This window comes from Nostoc sp. MG11 (assembly GCF_014904695.1).
GTDB lineage: Bacteria > Cyanobacteriota > Cyanobacteriia > Cyanobacteriales > Nostocaceae > Komarekiella.
Genome location: NZ_JACXXN010000004.1, coordinates 62,817 through 81,788 on the forward strand (window position 1 = coordinate 62,817; position 18,972 = coordinate 81,788).

An 18,972-nucleotide genomic window follows, 5' to 3' on the forward strand; every position below is an offset into this window, starting at 1 on the left:
GAAGATGTAATACACTGACTTCCTGGTGGCTATTTCTAATTCTGCTATTCACAGGTTCTCTTTATTCAGTTGAGAAAACCAAGCGATGCCTAGGTTGGGCTACGCCTACGCTACAAGGTGAGACAGGAAGAAAATCATGAACAAAACCTTTGCAACTATTGACGGGAATGAAGCTGTTGCCCGTGTTGCCTACAAATTAAATGAGGTAATTGCCATTTATCCGATCACCCCCTCTTCAGCGATGGGTGAATGGGCGGATGCTTGGTCGGCTGAAGGTCGTCCTAATCTCTGGGGTACTATTCCCAGCGTTGTGCAAATGCAGAGCGAGGGCGGAGCTGCTGGTGCAGTGCATGGGGCATTGCAAACGGGTTCCTTGAGTACCACCTTCACGGCATCTCAGGGATTATTGTTGATGATACCCAACTTCTACAAAATTGCTGGCGAACTGACCAGTGTTGTAGTTCATGTTGCAGCCCGCTCCCTAGCTACCCACGCTTTATCAATTTTTGGTGATCATAGCGATGTGATGGCAGCCCGTGCTACTGGGTTTGCTTTGTTGTGTTCTGCCTCGGTGCAGGAAAGTCAAGACTTCGCTCTGATTGCCCATGCAGTTACTCTAGAGACGCGAGTGCCGTTTATGCACTTCTTTGATGGCTTCCGCACTTCACATGAAGTTCAGAAAGTCAAATTGCTCTTAGATAGCGACTTGCGATCGCTAATTCATGACCAGCTAGTACTTGCTCACCGTACCCGTAGTCTCACCCCAGACCGGCCAACTTTGCGGGGTACAGCCCAAAATCCCGATGTTTACTTCCAAGCCCGTGAAGGCGCTAACCCTTACTACAACGCCTGTCCCGAAATTGTTCAGCGGATCATGGATAAATTTGGCGATCGCACAGGCAGGTATTACCAAATCTATGAATATTATGGGGCAGACGATGCCGATCGCGTCATTGTCATCATGGGTTCAGGTGGTGAAACAGTCCACGAAACCGTTGATTACCTCAACGCCCGTGGTGAAAAAGTTGGTGTAGTGAAAGTGCGACTTTATCGCCCCTTTGATGTCCAAAGGTTTGTTGCAGCTTTGCCAGCCAGTGTAAAAGCGATCGCTGTTCTTGACCGCACTAAAGAACCAGGTAGCGCCGGGGAGCCGTTGTATTTAGATGTAGTGGCTGCCGTTCATGAGGCGTGGGGGAAGAGGAGGGCAGGGGGAGCAGGGGAGGCAGGGGGAGAATTCCTAACTCTTAACTCTTTACTCAGCACTCCTAAAATCATTGGTGGTCGTTATGGGCTTTCTTCCAAAGAATTTACGCCGGCAATGGTAAAGGGCATCTTTGACAATCTCGCCCAAGTGCAGCCGAAAAACCACTTTACTATCGGTGTTAATGATGACGTAAGTCATACTTCGTTGAGCTTTGACCCTAACTTTTCTACTGAACCAGATAACGTTGTTCGGGCAATGTTTTACGGCTTAGGTTCCGATGGTACAGTCGGTGCTAACAAAAACTCGATTAAGATTATTGGTGAAGAAACCGACAACTACGCCCAAGGTTACTTTGTCTACGACTCGAAGAAATCTGGCTCAATGACCGTTTCTCACCTACGCTTTGGGTCTGAGCCAATTCGCTCTACTTATTTAATTGACAAAGCCAACTTTATAGGTTGCCATCATTGGGGTTTTCTGGAACGCATAGATATTCTTAAAGCTGCCGTTACTGGGGCAACTTTGCTGTTGAATAGTCCATATAATGCAGATACCGTCTGGGAAAATCTGCCGCTGAAAGTGCAGCAGCAAATTATTGATAAGCAGCTGAAGTTATATGTTATCAATGCTAGCCAGGTTGCCCGCGAAAGTGGCATGGGTGGAAGAATTAACACCATTATGCAAGTATGCTTCTTTGCTTTAGCGGGTGTTTTACCAGAGAAAGAAGCGATCGCTAAAATCAAACAAGCAATTGACAAGACTTACGGTAAAAAAGGGGCGGAAGTTGTCCGTATGAATCTGCAAGCTGTTGATGACACCCTTATTAACTTGCATAAAGTAGACATACCCAAAACCATCAATAATCAACAATCCACAACTATCAATCCCTTTCCTCTCAACGCCCCTGAGTTTGTCCGCGATGTCTTAGGTAAAATCATGTCTTGGGAAGGTGATGATTTGCCTGTGAGCACTTTACCAGTAGACGGTATCTTTCCCAGTGGTACTGCCAAATGGGAAAAACGCAATGTGGCAGAAGAGATCCCTGTGTGGGATACAGATGTCTGCGTTCAATGTGGTAAGTGCGTTATGGTTTGCCCTCATAGTGCCATCCGCGCCAAGGCTTATCAACCGAGTGAGTTAGTCAATGCACCACCAACCTTCAAGTCAACTGGTGCAAAAGACAAGGACTTTGCTAATCAAAAATTTACTATTCAGGTTGCCCCAGAAGACTGTACAGGCTGCGCTATTTGTGTAAATATTTGTCCTGCCAAAAATAAAGCTGAGCCATTGCGTAGAGCGATTAACATGGCACAGCAGTTACCTTTGCGGGAGCAAGAGCGGAAAAACTGGGATTTCTTCTTGAGTTTGCCCAATCCTGACCGACGGCAGTTGAAACTGAATCAGATTCGCCAACAACAACTCCAAGAGCCTTTGTTTGAATTCTCTGGTGCTTGTGCGGGTTGTGGCGAGACACCTTATTTAAAATTATTGACACAATTGTTTGGCGATCGCTCCGTAATTGCCAATGCGACAGGTTGTTCCTCAATATACGGTGGGAATCTCCCCACTACACCTTGGACGACAAACGCCGAAGGACGCGGCCCAGCCTGGTCAAATAACTTATTTGAAGATAACGCCGAATTCGGTTTTGGCTTCCGCCTCTCCTTAGATAAACAAGCTGAATTTGCAGCAGAACTACTGCAACAATTGAGCGGTGAAATAGATAAAAAGCTTATCCATTCCATCCTCAATGCTGAACAAAAATCTGAAGCTGACATCTGGGAACAGCGGGAAAGAGTGGCACTGTTGCAGCAGCAGTTAAACAAAATTGTGACTCTAAACCCCAATCTGCAATCCCAAATCCAAAATCTCAAATCAATTGCTGACTACCTGGTAAAGAAAAGCGTCTGGATTGTCGGCGGCGACGGTTGGGCTTATGACATTGACTTTGGCGGTATCGATCATGTGCTAGCCAGTGGTCGCAACGTAAATATCTTGGTAATGGATACAGAAGTATATTCCAACACAGGCGGTCAATCTTCCAAAGCTACCCCACGAGCAGCAGTTGCTAAATATGCGGCGAGTGGCAAGCCCGCACCCAAGAAAGACTTAGGCTTAATTGCTATGACCTACGGTAATGTCTACGTAGCGAGTGTAGCCCTTGGTGCTAGGGATGAACATACTCTAAAGGCGTTTTTAGAAGCAGAAGCTTACGATGGGCCGTCCTTAATAATTGCTTACAGCCATTGCATTGCCCACGGCATCAACATGACTACAGCGATGGATCACCAAAAATCACTGGTAGAATCAGGTCGGTGGTTGCTGTATCGTCATAATCCTGAGTTGCAAAAACAGGGTAAAAATCCCTTGCAATTAGATATGCGATCGCCCACGCAGTCAGTAGATAAATCAATGTACCAAGAAAATCGCTTCAAGATGCTCACCAAAAGCAAACCCGACCATGCACAGCACTTATTAGAACTAGCGCAAACCGAAGTAAACGCTCGTTGGAAGATGTATCAATATCTAGCAGAGCGTAAACCATCCCAGTGCTGAGTCAAGAGTCAAGAGTCAAAAGTCAAAAGTCAAAAGTCAAGAGTCAAGAGTCAGTATTTATTCTCCCCCTTCTCCCCCTGCTTCCCCTGCTTCCCCTGCCTCCCCTCTGCCCACATACAAGGGTTTGCTACAGTGAAAATTATTCGGCAACTGTGAGGATTGGCAAATGGTTAGAGAATACTCACCCCAAACACAATCCAATTCGCCCCTGAAACATCTGCCTCCGCTTGAAAGTGGCGATCGCCTGACTCGTCCTGAATTTGAGCGGCGTTATGCGGCTGCTCCCCATATCAAAAAAGCGGAATTGATTGAAGGAATCGTTTACGTGGCATCTCCCTTAAGACATGAACAGCATGGCAAACCTCACAGTCGAGTTATGACTTGGTTGGGAGTCTATCAAGCAATGACTCCCGGTGTTGACTTGAGTGATGCCCCGACAGTCAGACTAGATTTAGATAACGAACCTCAGCCAGATGCGGTGCTGTTTATTGAATCTGCTATGGGTGGACAAACTCAATTGAGCAGCGATGGTTATATTGAAGGATCGCCTGAGTTAATTGTGGAAATTGCCGCCAGTAGCGCCGCGATTGATCGGGGTAGCAAAAAGCAGGTTTATCGCCGTAACGGGGTGCTGGAGTACGTAATCTGGCAATCTTACGAGAATCAAATTGAATGGTTTTACCTCACCGATGGCGACTATCGATTGCTATCTCCTGGTGCAGATGGCATCATTCGCTCTCAGGTGTTTCCAGGGTTGTGGTTAGTTGTAGAAGCACTGCTTAACAATCAGATGGCGCGGGTGTTGGAAGTGTTGCAGTTGGGATTAAATTCAGCTGAACATGAGGAGTTTGCGGAGCAATTGAAGAAGAAATAAGCAGGCGATCGCCTCCATTAAGCTTAGTGTCCTAAGCTTTACCTTAGAAGCATAAAAACATCGGTATTACTCCGAATAAACCTTTCTCTGTGCTGAATCAGATAAATTTTTGAACGTGCGGTAGTGCAAAAACAACTCGCTTCCGATCTGTCGAGTTTCCACAAGTTCAAGTTGAGGAGCAGCACTAGGAGCAAAACCCTCACCCTCTACCGGGCTAGGCGCACGCTGTCCCCCGTAAATAATCGGCCAAATAGTCAACCACCAATCGTCAATTCGCTCTACTTGTACCAGAGCAGCTATCAAAGAACCACCTCCCAAAGCCACAACCTTGCGGATACCCCGCTTTGCTATCAAGGTATAAGCTTTATCCCAGTCCAGGTCTGTATCCCCCAAGTCAATTACGTCAGCCTGCTTTTGTAGGGTCGTTGCATCAGAACTGCGCTCTAAACCAGTGCGTGTCGTAAATATCCATCGCTCAACATCCTGGCGAAAAAAAGGGATATCTGGTGGTAGATCAAGCGATCGCGAGACAACACAAGTAATAGGCTGAGGAGACTGACCACGAACCTGACGCGCGGCTAACAGTTCAGGATTGCGAATTGTAAAGGTTGTCCCCTCGGCTCGAATTGTTCCTGCTCCCACCAAGATTAAATCGGCAAGGGATACTTGATATTCTAAGTGTGCTTGATCGGCTGGATCAGAATCGCGAGGTGCTCTAGGATCTACAGCACTAATCTTTCCGTCAGCCGTCATGGCAAGAACCACGGTTGTTTGGATAGCTGTCATAGTTAAGTTTTGACAGGTCTATAAAGTTTTAATTTACTTTAGTCACACGAGCAACAATTTACAGAATGCCCCAAAAATGAAGAAAGCCTTGACCAGTTAAAGCTTCAATTAAAACAACAGATAAAAAACCAATCATTGCTAGGCGGCCATTCCAATTTTCACTTTGAGGAGTAAACCCAGGACGCAAAGCATTAGGATCTTGTGAAGTAGTAGATGTAGTATTTTTAAAACCTGACATATAAAAGCTCCCGTATATTGCGTTGTTTAAGTCGCGACTGTAGATAACATAATGCAACAGATATTTAAGAAAATATAGTAGTGAAATCCACCCGTATGGTTTGTCAGGGTATCTCAAAATCAGTAAGCTGTTGCGATCGCGTCAAAATCCCATTCACCTGCTTGGGCGTTGCATGAATACTGGACTTTGTGTTGGGATTTAGTCAAAGTGGGTGATAGGACGCTGAAAAATAAGCACGAGATTGTTCGCTTTTGTGTCTAATGGCTCAGGTAAAAACTGTCCAAAGTTCTGTATAAATATACTGCAACCGTAGTTTTTCAAACGATGTTTCCTTAGCTACATCTACAAAACTACTTTGGCTTTAGGAAGCGTCAGTCGTTCGGTGCTGACCCTACAACCTTTTGCTCAGCAGGTAAAACGCGGTTCAGATTTGAGGTAGAAATTCATTTTTGAAAGGAGAATGGTGATGTTAGATATCGATGAAATGAGTTTGAAGGAAATACAAGAGCTTTTGAAAGAAGTGGGACACGGACACCTTGGTTGTGTCTTCAAAGGGCATCCCTACGTTGTGCCGATGCACTACTATCTCCAAGGCTCAGACATTTACCTTTTCACCACCGAAGGCATGAAGACGCAAGCGATGGACGAAAATCCAGAAGTTTGCCTCCAGATTGAAGAAGTGCATGACCCAGCACACTGGCGGAGTGTGATAGTAACAGGTCGAGTTGAGCGCATCACCACGCAGCCAGACATTGATCGAGCTATGCACTTTATTAAAGAACGGAATCCAACGCTTTCGCCTGCAATTAATCGTACCTGGGTCGATAGTTGGGGGCGCACGGAGGTGATTGCCATCTTCCGCATTCATTCCAGCGAGATGAGTGGACGAACAACTACTGGAGTGAGTAGCAAGTAAGCATTGATCGTCGCCGCAGTCTCAGTCCCGACCCAGTTTAAGGAGTTCAATGAGCATGGTGGGCAACTTATTGCAGTGTGAGTATCTTGGTTGGGGAAAATTAGAGTCGTTTCGATCAAGGTCTTTATCCGAGAATGAGGCGTTAATTTTCACGGCGATTGCGGGAACCGCTCCGGTATTAATTCGAGGATTTCTCAATTGTCTGCGTTCTCCAGAACTCCAAGCAAAAATTCCTCAGCAATTTTCTGAAAATGATGTAGCAGGAGTCATGGTGGAAATGGTCAGAACGGTCCCGGAAAGCCTGTTGCAGGAGTGGGCGAACCAATCCAACACTGATCAAACTATGGTTTGTGCGATCCTACGCTGGGCAATAAACTAATGGATTTGCGACCATCAAAGAAACACGGTTTTCGATTCAATACCAATGGATAGCTTTCAAACTACCGCCCTAACCTGTAACCGGAGCGGCATGACAACTTAGCTTATATGGAATTTTTTCTGGGTAATGCCTGAATTGGGCTATTATCGAGGATTTTTCCGGGGTATTTACCTCATAGCGGACATTATTAAGACTTTTTTCGTATGATATTCCTGTTACAGAACATTATCGAGCTTTTGTAGCAATTGTCTTGAAGTTCAATAAATTTCCCCATTCCTCTTAACCTTCAAAACAATCGCTACCCATGTTAAGGATTATTTCCTAGCAATTACCCACACTGCATGAACAATCCCTGGAATATAGCCTAAAAGCGTCAAAAGTATATTAATCCAAAAATCTTTACCTATACCTACTTGCAAAAAGACTCCCAGAGGTGGTAGGAAAATGGCACACAGAAGACGAACTAAATCCATTTGAACCTCCATTAATCTCAAAAAGAACAGATATTATGCTGAAGTGATTTAGCACCGTTCCAGCATATTTGTACTTCTCAAAGATAACATTGCCCTTCTACATGAATATCACAGCTAAGATGCGGTAAACCACACTGAATTAACCACCGCTAATTTTGGTCTTGTAACCTAGTTTGGTCAAAATCTCGACAATTTTCTGCTTGTGCTCGCCCTGAATTTCTATTTCGTTATCTTTGACTGTACCACCTGTGCCGCACTGGGTTTTCAACTGTTTGACCAAATCTGCTAAGGTTTCTGGTTTTGCTTGAAAACCGCTAATTACGGTGACGGTTTTGCCTTTGCGTCCTTTGCGGGAGGCTTGCACTTTGAGATTTTGTTGTTGCGGAGGTAATTCTGGAATTGGTCTTTCTGTAGCGGCGGAGTTCTCGTTGCCAAATTCACGGTAGACAAAGTTTTTGTCGGAAGATTTGGAATTGGAAGAAGACATAAATCTTTAATTAAGAAAAAATCATAGGCAGTGGAAACTGCTATGTAACTATTCTGCTGGAAAATCAATTTCTAGACTAACATTACAAATCCATCGCAGTGAACTAAAAAGTTACCTAGTTCTAAAGCGCTAGCAATTCAGTTATTCTTCTAAAGAATTATTTCTCAGGACTCAAAACCGTTTCATCAGTAAGACATCGTATCCTATATGGTTCAGACTTTCCTATAATAATTAAGTCATTCCTGTAATCAAAATCAGCCTGTGACTACCACTCCCCTCTCTCCCAGTTCTCCATCAACTGCTCAGGTTCCCGATATACAAGGCCGTTTTGGACGCTTTGGCGGTAAGTACGTCCCGGAAACCTTAATGCCTGCTCTTGCTGAACTAGAAACAGCTTATCAGCAATACCGCAATGACCCTAGTTTTCAGGCAGAACTACAACAGCTATTGCGGGACTATGTGGGACGTGCGACGCCGTTGTATTTCGCTGAACGTCTTACCAGCCATTATGCTCGACCTGATGGCACAGGAGCACAAATCTATTTGAAGCGCGAAGACTTAAATCACACTGGCGCTCATAAAATCAATAATGCCCTCGGCCAGGTATTGTTGGCGAAGCGCATGGGCAAGCAGCGGATTATTGCGGAAACGGGTGCTGGACAACATGGAGTAGCGACGGCAACTGTTTGTGCTCGTTTTGGGCTGGAATGCGTAATTTACATGGGCGTTCATGATATGGAACGCCAAGCCCTAAATGTTTTCAGAATGCGGCTGATGGGTGCAGAAGTATGTCCGGTGGCTGCGGGAACAGGTACGCTCAAGGATGCAACTTCTGAGGCGATTCGAGATTGGGTAACGAATGTAGAAACAACTCACTACATCCTGGGTTCAGTAGCAGGGCCGCATCCTTACCCGATGATGGTACGCGATTTCCATGCAGTGATTGGGCAAGAAACTCGCGCTCAAGCAATGGAAAAATGGGGTGTGTTGCCTGATATCCTGATGGCTTGTGTGGGTGGTGGTTCCAATGCGATGGGACTATTCTATGAATTTTTGAATGAGCCTTCTATCCGGTTAATTGGGGTTGAAGCAGCGGGGGAAGGTGTTAATACTGAAAAACACGCTGCTACCTTGACAAAAGGGAAAGTGGGTGTATTGCACGGAGCAATGAGCTATCTGCTGCAAGATGAAGATGGGCAAATAATTGAAGCACACTCAATTAGTGCGGGGTTAGATTATCCCGGTGTTGGACCAGAACATAGCTATTTGAAAGATACTGGTCGCGCTGAATATTATGGTGTGACGGATGAAGATGCTTTGGCGGCGTTCCAGCGATTGTCTCGGCTGGAAGGAATTATACCAGCGCTGGAAACAGCCCATGCGATCGCCTACCTAGAAACCCTATGTCCACAAATTACTGGCAGTCCTCGGATTGTGATTAATTGCTCAGGACGCGGTGACAAGGATGTACAAACGGTAGCCAAGTTTTTGAATCATGCATAAATATACGTAAAATGTCTGAGATGAAACCCAGATGGATCAACAATTCCAACATGCAATGCTACCGCAACCTACTCATGACGAGTTGGCACGCCAAAACTTTGTCCAAAGTCTGAGAATGCATATTTTCAAAAATCTTCTTCCTGGCAATAAGGTAGTTTATGAAAAACGAGCCAAACCTAGGTTTGAACAAGAACACCAGTGTTCTCCCCAGAACCGTTATGAAATTCGGGAGGTAATGCAGCACGAACCCCACTACCGCTGGTTTAATGCTCTGAAGCGAATTAACCAGGAAATGTTATGGGAGTCCGTCAACGCAAGTGTTGACAGACATCTACCAGACTTGATCGAACGTGCCAAAGGCAAGGGTAGTGAACTGGGTACTTTAACTCTCGACGCAAATTTGCAAATACCCATTTATCAAAAAGCTGTAGACATTCACTGTATGCCAGGAGGGTATCACAGTGAATTTACAGCTGATGATGTAGCTGCTGGTGCAACCTACGATCGCGGGGTTTATGTTTATGGACTGGGTTGGTTGGGGCCGCTCAACGAAGACATGGGGCTATCTATAGTCCAAAACTACCTTCAGCCAGAGTATCCCGACTTTCGACCCCAAAAAATTCTCGACATGGGATGTTCTATCGGCAATAGCACATTGCCCTACGTAGATGCTTACCCAGATGCAGAAGTCTATGCCATAGATATCGGCGCACCAATGCTACGTTACGCTCATGCACGAGCAGAAGTCTTAGGCAAGCAGGTACACTTTTCACAGCAAAATGCTGAACATACTAACTTCCCAGATGAATCATTTGACTTAGTGGTTTCCCACATTTTGTTGCATGAAATTCCCCCGCCAGTTGTCCGGAAGGTTATGCAAGAGTGTTATCGTCTTCTAGCTCCTGGCGGAATGATGCTTCATGTTGAAGCACCTTTGTATCGTCACATGGATGCTTATAGCCAGTTCATGTACGATGGGGAAACCGTTAACAATAACGAACCATTTTGGAGCGCTGTGCGCGATCTGGACTTGGTGGCGCTAGCTGCTGAAGCTGGTTTTGCAGCAGATCAGGTATTCGAGAAGTTTGTGCCTAATGGCGCATGGAAAGCAAAAGCAGCTAATAATTCTCAAAATGGCAACTCAGGCAGCCGAGGCACTTGGTTTGTGGTTGCTGCAACTAAGTAAATAGAGGTAGTTGGAATGTCGAAGATAGCCAAGGGTAAACGACCAGTTTACTTAGATAACCCACAAATCGATCAGCTCTTGGCGATAGTAATGGCTTTAACAAGTGAGGTATCCGTGCTGCATGATCGGCTGGATACTATCGAATGTTTGTTGGCAACTAAGGGCATTTTATCTGCTGCTGATATTGACGCTTATGAACCAGACGAAGAGGTAGCGAAAAAACGTGAACATTGGCGGGCAGAATATCTTGCCAGGATACTGCGCGTGTTACAGGAGCCGTTGGACACTCTTTAAGCATTAGATGAACATAGATTGAACATTCCAGCTAGAGAATTATCTCTTAAGATACATCCTAGCTGGAATTTGTTTAACTTATTCTTACGAGGTGTATTAAATAGAATAACTTAACTAACCGAGAGCTAGTAGTAAAGAGTTTAGTTCTTTAAAAGCTTACACAGAGCAATAAATCGCTGAATAGGGAAAGAAATTTTGTTCTGCATTTAATTCGTCTACCTAATTGTAAGTGTTTGATTATGAACAGGAGTGTGATTAGATAGTCTCAAAGTTTACTTTCAGCAAATGATCCGAACAACAATCTACGGCATTGTAGGAACTCTTGTTCTCAGCAGTGGGGCGATCGCGATTTCTGTACCAAATCAAACTTCTGCGCTGAAGTCTTCAAATGTATCAAGTCATCATCCTCAAATTATTGCTCAATCTAGCATCAACACCACTGCTATAGAAAAAGCAGTTTTCCAGCAAATTAATAACTACAGAGGTTCCAAAAATCTGCCAGTGCTGTTACGTAATTCTGCCAGCGACACTCAAGCAAGGATTCACAGTCAGAATATGGCAAACGGTAGAGTCTCATTTGGACATAGCGGATTTAGACAGCGAGTTCAAGCGATCGCTATTCCCTATATATCTGCTGGTGAAAATGTCGCTTACAACCAGGGATATAATGACCCCGCTAAGCAAGCTGTTCAAGGCTGGCTCCAAAGTCAAGGACATCTCGCTAACATCAAAGGAAATTACAATCTAACGGGGATTGGTGTTGCTACAGGCCCCAACGGCAGAATCTACCTAACACAAATATTCCTTCGCGTTTAGTTTCGCAAAATTTAGATTTTTTCTCAAATTTATGATGAATAATGTAGTATCAACAACATTTGTTTGATTGATACTATATTATTTTTCTAGTAATTCATGAAAATGTTAGATTCTCAACAAAACTGAAAGTCACTCTCATGAAGATAACCTATCCTAAAATTAACCGTTGCAAATGATTATTTATATTTTCTATGAAGGATGTGCAAAGAGTTTCTAAGTTACCGAATTCTTAACAGTATCCTAGCATATATCTTAAGAACAATAAGATAGAGTATAAGTCTTACATCTCTACAACATTACCTAATTCTCCATGTTTCGACAAACTGCTTTTGGCATCGCTTTAAGTACGCTTGTCCTTGCTAGTGGATTAACGACCACCCCTATACCAGGTCATACTTCTAGTAACCAATCGACTAATAATCAGCCTTTGTCAATTGTTTCCAATCAAGTTGCATTATCAACTACTACTTTTAAAACTACTGCTCTAGAAAAATCAGTTTTTGAGCAAATTAATCGATATCGAGCGGCTAAAGGTCTACCAAAGTTGACCCTAAATGCAAATATCACGAAACAGGCCAGAATTCATAGTCAAAATATGGCTAATGGGAAGGTTCCGTTTAGCCATCAGGGATTTGAACGGCGAGTCAAAGCTATGCCTCTTATTTACAATAGTGCGGCTGAAAATGTCGCTTTCAACCAAGGATATAGCGATCCCGCTGCTGAAGCTGTGACTGGTTGGGTAAAAAGTCCCGGACATCTGAAAAATCTTAAAGGAAGTTACAATATCACAGGGATTGGTGTTGCTGCGAATCAGCAAGGCGAAGTCTACCTTACTCAAATTTTCATTCGCACTAGTATACGGCGAAAATAAACGCAAAGTTGCAAAACTCGCCGAGGAAAGATTCCATTCGCCAGACTTTGCGGCCGTGTCGGTTTCCGTCCCCCCAAACTTTGTAAGAGAACCACTCATTCCCAATTAATGAAACGCTTGCGGTATGGGAATTCCAAATTACGAATTTCGCATAGCGGTACTAGATAGATTTAATTTCTAATATTTTTGCACAATAATAATGTAGTGTCTGACAAGACTTTTGTCTGGTGGACACTGCATTTATTATTTAGTAATTCATGACATTACAAGATTTTCAGGTGAGCGATCGCGATCTTAGTGACGCAGCTCTTGGACAATATTTAGAATCCGTGGCGATCGCAGTAGATACAGAAACAATGGGATTGTTACCACTGCGCGATCGTCTCTGTCTTGTCCAGCTATGCAACCCAGAGGGGAAAGTGACTGCAATCCGCATAGCCAAAGGACAAGCTGATGCCCCAAATTTAAAAAAGCTTTTGGAAGCGGCTAATATCCAAAAAGTGTTTCATTTTGCTCGTTTTGACCTTGCCACCTTACGATACAATTTAGGGATTCAGGTTCAGCCTGTTTTTTGTACCAAGATTGCAAGTAAACTAGCCCGTACTTACACTAATCGCCACGGACTCAAAGATGTAGTGCAAGAATTAGAACAAGTGGAACTAGATAAAAGCGCTCAAAGTTCTGATTGGGGTAATGCTGCTAATTTATCTGAAGCTCAACTAAGTTATGCTGCTAATGATGTGCGCTACTTACTCAATGTGCAGCAAAAGCTAATAGAAATGCTCCACCGAGAAGAACGTTGGGAACTTGCTCAAGAATGCTTTAATTTTTTACCGACGATAGTTTCTTTAGATTTATTACAGTTTAAAGATTTATTTGAACATTAAATTAACCAGTCAACAGTCAAGATTAGGTATTTTGCGAAAATCCTAGTTTTTTATTTAGAACCACAGATAAACATCGATGAACTCAGATAAATTATTGGTGTTCATCGGTGTTCATCTGTGGTTTAATTTTAAAAAAATTGACTCTTGCAAAAAGTCTATTGAATACGTACAAGGAAGGGCTAGGGGCGAAAGAGGAGGAATCAAGTGGGGAATTAGATCACACCCCATTTGATTCCAGGCACACAAATTATTGATTGTGTGCTGTAGGTAAAATCGTAAGGCTTCGCCACAAGAAGCTATGCCTCTTTCTGGGTGATTTTTTACCTAAGAGCGATTTTCAGACTCATTAATGTCTTCTTTGATGTCATTGATTCCCTTTTGAATGCCTTCCTTCAAGTTACTAGCTCCCTCTTGAATATTTTCTTTGAGGTTGCTGGCTCCCTTTTGAATGCTTTCTGTGGTACTAGCGCCTTGCTTTGGCTGATTTTCTAAGTGATTCTGTATCCGAGCTACTACATTGTAATCATCTGCGCCTGCGGGGGTTCTGGATTCAACAATACCTTCCGTTGGGCCACCGATCGCTTTCCACGCAGCAAGACCGCCTTTGAGTTCAGATACATGTACAAATTGAGCAGAACGAAGTATCTGTGCGGCTTGAGAAGTTTCTTCTTCATTCGCACCGTAAACGTAAATATCACGGCTTTTATCTAAAGAAGCTACTGCGCGTTCTTGCAATTGGTCTGTGGGCATCGGCATTGCTCCCATGATGTGACCCTGATTATAGGTCATGCGATCGCGCACATCCAGTATTGTAAAAGCTGGTTCGCCCCATTCCAGACGAGACTTCAACGCATGAACATCAGATTGTGCTTCTATTGGTGGTTGTGGAGGAATGATCCCGCCTACTAGGTTATCCATAAATTATCCTTTGCTGATTACATTAAAAGCAATTTAGCGAATAAGACGAACTTAATTGCTCTTTCTTTGGTGTGAATATTCTCAAAGTCTCTCTTCAGATAGACGGACTTTTTTTAAAGATTCTTACCAATTAATTAGTTTTAAATACAATAACTATACCTTGCAAAAAATCTAATATTTTGTATCAATCTATTTGAATATATTTAAGCTTTACAAATCAATATGATTCAGTTAAGACCGGATTAGCAGAAAAATTATCACTGTTGAGAGTACTCACACTCTTAATCAAGCTAAGCCTTAGTTCCGTAGGTAAAAATGTCACCAGATTTTGTGGTTCAGAGCAAGATGACAATATAGGCATTTACGCAAGAAGTCTGTTCTCAATATCAGCGATCGCTAATAATAATGTCTCCTCAATTTCTTGTCGCACTACTGGAGTTACAAAAGAAGCACTATTTAGGCAATCTACCAACAATTTATTAGCATCGTAATATTGCTGAAGCAATTCTTTTTGCTGTTCATTGAATTGCCAATTATGACCAATATTGCGATACTTGATCAGCATTTTTCTTAATTGTTCACCCCAACTTTTACCTTTAGCTTGCCACCAATCCCCAAATTTATTTTGATCACTATCTACATGGGGTAGTTGTTTTTTGAGTTTTTGTAGCACTTGCTTCAATTCAGGCTCAACAACAAGGTCAACAGCTTCGTTAAAAGCAATGGTAAGAGCATGAGCATGATCTAAGGCAAGGGCATCGTTGAGGGTATGCTCAAAAGCAAAGTCCAGCTCATTCACGCAAGCAATAGTACTAGATAAAAACTCATCGAGGGCAAGATCACGGTCAAAGGCTATATTACCAACAAGGGCGTACTCAAGGTTATAACCAGGAGTGTGAGCGAAAGCGCGACGCCTATGATAAGAGCTTCGCTCAACACAGACCAGGTAAAAAGCACGGACGGCTACTGCTTTGTAATGAGTCGAGACAGAACTGGATTTTTGATATAGCCAAGTTAGAAAATACTGTAATTTATCATCATCACCTAATAGCAAATCAATCTTTTGCTTCATTAACTGTAATATATTATCAGCATTAATTAACATACTAACAGTTAACAAAAATATATCATGCCAGCGCTTTTCAGTAATATGATTAACTAAATTATGCCAAGTTTGTAAGTTAGAACTTTCTGTAATTTTTTTAGCAGTAAAAAACTCTTGAAATGTCAGATGAGAAAATGAGTATATTCCTTGCGCCCTTTCTACTAATAAACCATTTTGTGCCTCAATTGCTTTGAGCAGGGGTTCACTATCTATTTGTAATTGAGTTAAATCTAAACTAATATCTCCTACTGTGTGTAATTCAGCAATTAATTGCTGAAAATTTTCTTTGTCAAAAAAGTAAGTTTCTTGCTCAAAGTTGATAGCTGCAAGCTGAAAAAGCAAATGTTTTTTATTCGGTAAAGTTAAATTATGAGCTATGCGATCGCGTTTAATTCCTCTTATTTCATCCCATCTAAACAGCAAAATATTTATTGCTTGCTCATATAGCTTAGCTGGATTAGATGGGAATTGATCTTTCACGTGGAATACTAGACAAATTAAATGGAGCAGTAATGGTGTGACTGCCAATTCCCGAAGATGCTGATTTTCTGGTAGATTCAGCTGATTAATAAATAAATTTCCTAAAGCTTCCCCATCTTCCCTAGATTTCAGAGCTACTGCAACAAACCAATTTTTGGCATAAACTTCCACTTGAGTGTCATCAAAGTCTGCTACTTCAACTTCGGTAAAACCCTGAAATCTGTATTTTTGAGCAGCAATTCGACAGCTAAAAACAAATTTGTTTTTATAAAAATCTTGAGCAAATTTGCGGATTTTTATTGTAACTTGATCTGCATTTTCTGATGGTACTTCATCTAATCCATCTAGCAAAATCAGCATCTTACCTTGAGTAAGAAGGTTTGTAGTTGATTCTTGTTCAACATCACAATTGAGAAATTCTTGGCTGATATAGTTAAATAGATTGAATTCGCTCTCACCTTTGGTATCTTCAATAAATTCTTTCACTCTGATAAAAATTGCTATGCGATTTGGCTGAAACTCACCTTTGTTACACTCAATCGCGAGATATTGTAAAAATGCAGTTTTACCCGACCCTGGTTTACCTAACACTATTAGTTTCGAGTGGCATAATACAGCTTCCAACCCTGCGGATCTTTTCTGATGTTCATATCCTCCCAGTCGGTTAAAGTTTGATTCAGAACTAAAATCTTTCAACAAATCAGAAATCTCTCGCCATTGCTGACTGTTTATTTTTTCTAAAACATTGATATTGGTGTAAATGTCCATCAGTTGAACTGTCTGGGCAATATCTATCATTTGCAAAGTACCGCACTGGTCTTGAATTTTGCCTTGACGTTTTTGGCGAACTTCCCATACCAATGCATCCATATCTACTTTGTTGGGCTGTGCTTTAGCAATTGCCTGCGATATTACATTTTCAGGTAAGCCCGCAACTTGTTGCCAAGATAACCCTAGTTGTTGACAAATTTGCACAAAACAAGTGCGAGAAACTGATTCACCTGCAAAAAATTTGGAAACTGGTTGGCGTGTAATGCCTAAAGCTGCTGCTAATTTGTGCTGACTCCAAGTTTTGTCTGTTAAAGCTGTTTTTGCTGCCCTGATACCTTCTGGTGATGCTCTCAGTCCTTGGCTTGCCATAGTCTCAGCCTGAAACTTGTAGTATCATATATGCTTAATAGTTTCACTACGCGTTGATGCGCTCTGGGTAAATACTTATAGACTCTTTTTAGAGCACACACTCGTTAGTTAAAGTAAAGCAAGGTATTTAGTTTATTTACGCTTTATTTAAGTGTGTAGAGTTAAGTTTATATTGCTTAATTCTAAAAACATACCAAAATTATACAATAATCATACATTGTATAAGCATTATGATGGCTGAAGTTTTCATAAACTTCATGGAAAATTAGGTGTACACAAGTACTACACTGCTCATACTCAGCTGAGATGAGCGTAAATACACTCTCAACAGCAACACGCAAAGCGAAGCTGCCACAACAGCGAATCGCCCAATCAACAGTAGGCTGCATTATGGTTATGGCTCCCGCTACTACTCCCAATCCCAAGATTATGATCGTCGATGACGACTTCGGCGTCAGAAATCTCGTCTATCGTTTTCTTAGTCGGAAATATCAAATAGAGTCGGCAGCAGACGGTAAGACTGCCCTCTCATTATTTGAGCAATTTAATCCAGCATTAGTAATTCTGGATTGGAATTTGCCAGATGCCAATGGCTATAGCCTCTGCCAGGAAATGCAGAGTCGCACTAATGTCTTAGTGATGATACTGACTAGCCGCACTGATGAGGCTGATAAAATTAAAATCCTGGCCGCAGGAGCAGATGATTTTCTGACTAAACCATTTAGTCTTGCAGAGGTAGAAGTTAGGGTTGAAGCCCTTTTGAGGCGTATACGCTATATCAATCCCTCTCCAACACAACGTCTCATCTTTAAGCAGTTAGCAATTAACCCAGAAGGTCGGGAGGTAACACTTAACGATAAACCTCTTGCCTTGACCGCTTTAGAATTTAATATCTTACATTTTTTAGCAAGCCATCCCGGTCAAGCTTGGAGTCGCCCACAGCTAATTCAAAAAATTTGGGGTTGTGACTACGTAGGAGATGGACGAGTGGTTGATGTGCATATTGGTCAGCTTCGCAAGAAGATGGAAGTCGATGCCAGTGTACCAGAGTTTATCAAAACTGTTCGCGGCTATGGTTACAAGTTTGAACCACCTGAAAACACTAAAGTTTGACCTTCCAGATATAAGGAATGCTTCATAAAAAGATTAACTCAGATCTGTAAGTATTAGTTTTATAGCTTAATAACTAGGCATTACAGATGACGTATCTAAATACTTTTACTGAGGTTTGACTAGAATTAAGTTCTCAGGTGCGGATGTACTAATGTAGCGTGTAAGCTTGATTTAACAATCAATACAGCATTTCATCAGCTAACATCCGTACCTATGTAATTTAAAATTGTTTTTAGATGTAGAGGTAGACAAAACTGGAAGATTTGTATTCATGTATACTGCCACTGTTTCTTTAATATTTAGCAACATTATGGCAGCATCTCATTACCAAAAAACAGAATCATGGTGAAAGAAAAATTGGTAACTAATGCTTAGCAGCAAGTAATATCACCATTGCTATCTTTAATTTGCAAGACAAAATCTACCACTACCGCGACCTTCGGTTTCAACACTCACACAATACTCCTTAATGTCCAAAGCTTCTCAATCCCATCTACAGCACTTACACAGGCAAAACAGGACATTTATTAAGAGAATTGGCGAAAACTTTTTTGCTTAGCTCGGAGATTGAGTTGACGGATGTTTTCTCAACCAAAATGATTTTTCGTTTAACATAAGCACACTTTTGATGTTCTAAAAGTTATTGCGGCTATCTAGTTATTTATAACTTGCCAGTACTACTTAAGTTTTTTTGATTCACAAGCTCTCAGTTAGTAGTACGCCTGCAAGACTAAGCAGGATGTCAG

General features: G+C 42.3%; 16 protein-coding genes and 1 pseudogene. 11 read left to right on the forward strand and 6 right to left on the reverse strand.

The window, feature by feature from the left end; genetic code table 11:
* Positions 1–136 precede the first annotated feature (136 nt).
* Both nifJ and HCR01_RS07615 read left to right on the forward strand, forming a co-directional pair.
* On the forward strand, positions 137–3,760 hold the full coding sequence (nifJ, locus tag HCR01_RS07610; RefSeq protein ID WP_193195650.1) for a pyruvate:ferredoxin (flavodoxin) oxidoreductase: 3,624 nt from the start codon (positions 137–139) through the stop codon (positions 3,758–3,760).
* Between the two features lie 166 nt (positions 3,761–3,926).
* Entirely contained in the window at positions 3,927–4,634 is a 708-nt protein-coding gene (locus tag HCR01_RS07615; RefSeq protein ID WP_193195651.1) for a Uma2 family endonuclease, read from the forward strand.
* Positions 4,635–4,700: 66 nt separating this feature from the next.
* On the opposite strand, the gene HCR01_RS07620 is transcribed toward HCR01_RS07615, so the two are convergent.
* Positions 4,701–5,420, reverse strand: coding sequence for a RibD family protein (locus HCR01_RS07620; RefSeq protein WP_193195652.1), 720 nt, complete (start codon positions 5,418–5,420; stop codon positions 4,701–4,703).
* A gap of 58 nt (positions 5,421–5,478) precedes the next feature.
* Positions 5,479–5,658, reverse strand: coding sequence for a high light inducible protein (locus HCR01_RS07625; protein WP_193195653.1), 180 nt, complete (start codon positions 5,656–5,658; stop codon positions 5,479–5,481).
* A gap of 466 nt (positions 5,659–6,124) precedes the next feature.
* Here HCR01_RS07625 and HCR01_RS07630 point away from each other — a divergent pair, with 466 nt between their 5' ends.
* The gene (locus HCR01_RS07630; protein WP_193195654.1) at positions 6,125–6,574 is read left to right on the forward strand and encodes a pyridoxamine 5'-phosphate oxidase family protein; all 450 of its coding nucleotides are present in this window, start codon (positions 6,125–6,127) and stop codon (positions 6,572–6,574) included.
* Between the two features lie 55 nt (positions 6,575–6,629).
* On the forward strand, positions 6,630–6,953 hold the full coding sequence (locus HCR01_RS07635; protein ID WP_193195655.1) for a hypothetical protein: 324 nt from the start codon (positions 6,630–6,632) through the stop codon (positions 6,951–6,953).
* Between the two features lie 314 nt (positions 6,954–7,267).
* Here the strand turns inward: HCR01_RS07635 and HCR01_RS07640 are convergent, their stop codons facing one another.
* Complete coding sequence (locus HCR01_RS07640) at positions 7,268–7,426, reverse strand: YqaE/Pmp3 family membrane protein (RefSeq protein WP_193195656.1); 159 nt, start codon at positions 7,424–7,426, stop codon at positions 7,268–7,270.
* Between the two features lie 139 nt (positions 7,427–7,565).
* Positions 7,566–7,913 (reverse strand): translation initiation factor, encoded by a 348-nt coding sequence (locus tag HCR01_RS07645; protein ID WP_193195657.1) that lies wholly within the window; start codon positions 7,911–7,913, stop codon positions 7,566–7,568.
* A gap of 261 nt (positions 7,914–8,174) precedes the next feature.
* Here HCR01_RS07645 and trpB point away from each other — a divergent pair, with 261 nt between their 5' ends.
* From trpB to HCR01_RS07675, 6 genes are all read left to right on the forward strand, one after another.
* Positions 8,175–9,416, forward strand: a complete 1,242-nt coding sequence (trpB, locus tag HCR01_RS07650; protein ID WP_193195658.1) for a tryptophan synthase subunit beta — start codon at positions 8,175–8,177, stop codon at positions 9,414–9,416.
* Between the two features lie 31 nt (positions 9,417–9,447).
* Entirely contained in the window at positions 9,448–10,602 is a 1,155-nt protein-coding gene (locus tag HCR01_RS07655) for a class I SAM-dependent methyltransferase (protein ID WP_193195659.1), read from the forward strand.
* Between the two features lie 114 nt (positions 10,603–10,716).
* Positions 10,717–10,896, forward strand: a complete 180-nt coding sequence (locus HCR01_RS38525; RefSeq protein ID WP_226889188.1) for a hypothetical protein — start codon at positions 10,717–10,719, stop codon at positions 10,894–10,896.
* Positions 10,897–11,181: 285 nt separating this feature from the next.
* Entirely contained in the window at positions 11,182–11,712 is a 531-nt protein-coding gene (locus HCR01_RS07665) for a CAP domain-containing protein (protein ID WP_193195661.1), read from the forward strand.
* Positions 11,713–12,022: 310 nt separating this feature from the next.
* Positions 12,023–12,583: a CAP domain-containing protein gene (locus HCR01_RS07670; protein WP_193195662.1), complete on the forward strand. Its 561-nt coding sequence runs from the start codon at positions 12,023–12,025 to the stop codon at positions 12,581–12,583.
* Positions 12,584–12,840: 257 nt separating this feature from the next.
* Positions 12,841–13,470, forward strand: coding sequence for a ribonuclease D (locus HCR01_RS07675; RefSeq protein WP_193195663.1), 630 nt, complete (start codon positions 12,841–12,843; stop codon positions 13,468–13,470).
* Positions 13,471–13,944: 474 nt separating this feature from the next.
* Here the strand turns inward: HCR01_RS07675 and HCR01_RS07680 are convergent.
* A pseudogene (locus tag HCR01_RS07680) lies at positions 13,945–14,388 on the reverse strand (rhodanese-like domain-containing protein); the annotation flags it as partial.
* Between the two features lie 361 nt (positions 14,389–14,749).
* Entirely contained in the window at positions 14,750–17,113 is a 2,364-nt protein-coding gene (locus tag HCR01_RS07685; RefSeq protein WP_193195665.1) for an NACHT domain-containing protein, read from the reverse strand.
* A gap of 390 nt (positions 17,114–17,503) precedes the next feature.
* Here HCR01_RS07685 and HCR01_RS07690 point away from each other — a divergent pair, with 390 nt between their 5' ends.
* Positions 17,504–18,226, forward strand: coding sequence for a response regulator transcription factor (locus HCR01_RS07690; protein ID WP_193195896.1), 723 nt, complete (start codon positions 17,504–17,506; stop codon positions 18,224–18,226).
* Positions 18,227–18,972: the final 746 nt, after the last annotated feature.

Excerpts from the sequence above, each read along its gene's own strand:
- nifJ (WP_193195650.1), top strand. The coding sequence starts at position 137 with ATGAACAAAACCTTTGCAACTATTGACGGGAATGAAGCTGTTGCCCGT.
- HCR01_RS07625 (WP_193195653.1), bottom strand. The coding sequence starts at position 5,658 with ATGTCAGGTTTTAAAAATACTACATCTACTACTTCACAAGATCCTAAT.
- HCR01_RS07635 (WP_193195655.1), top strand. The coding sequence starts at position 6,630 with ATGGTGGGCAACTTATTGCAGTGTGAGTATCTTGGTTGGGGAAAATTA.
- HCR01_RS07645 (WP_193195657.1), bottom strand. The coding sequence starts at position 7,913 with ATGTCTTCTTCCAATTCCAAATCTTCCGACAAAAACTTTGTCTACCGT.
- HCR01_RS07675 (WP_193195663.1), top strand. The coding sequence starts at position 12,841 with ATGACATTACAAGATTTTCAGGTGAGCGATCGCGATCTTAGTGACGCA.
- HCR01_RS07640 (WP_193195656.1), bottom strand. The coding sequence starts at position 7,426 with ATGGATTTAGTTCGTCTTCTGTGTGCCATTTTCCTACCACCTCTGGGA.
- HCR01_RS07615 (WP_193195651.1), top strand. The coding sequence starts at position 3,927 with ATGGTTAGAGAATACTCACCCCAAACACAATCCAATTCGCCCCTGAAA.
- HCR01_RS07655 (WP_193195659.1), top strand. The coding sequence starts at position 9,448 with ATGGATCAACAATTCCAACATGCAATGCTACCGCAACCTACTCATGAC.
- HCR01_RS07620 (WP_193195652.1), bottom strand. The coding sequence starts at position 5,420 with ATGACAGCTATCCAAACAACCGTGGTTCTTGCCATGACGGCTGACGGA.
- HCR01_RS07630 (WP_193195654.1), top strand. The coding sequence starts at position 6,125 with ATGTTAGATATCGATGAAATGAGTTTGAAGGAAATACAAGAGCTTTTG.
- HCR01_RS07665 (WP_193195661.1), top strand. The coding sequence starts at position 11,182 with ATGATCCGAACAACAATCTACGGCATTGTAGGAACTCTTGTTCTCAGC.
- HCR01_RS07670 (WP_193195662.1), top strand. The coding sequence starts at position 12,023 with ATGTTTCGACAAACTGCTTTTGGCATCGCTTTAAGTACGCTTGTCCTT.
- HCR01_RS07690 (WP_193195896.1), top strand. The coding sequence starts at position 17,504 with ATGGTTATGGCTCCCGCTACTACTCCCAATCCCAAGATTATGATCGTC.
- HCR01_RS07685 (WP_193195665.1), bottom strand. The coding sequence starts at position 17,113 with ATGGCAAGCCAAGGACTGAGAGCATCACCAGAAGGTATCAGGGCAGCA.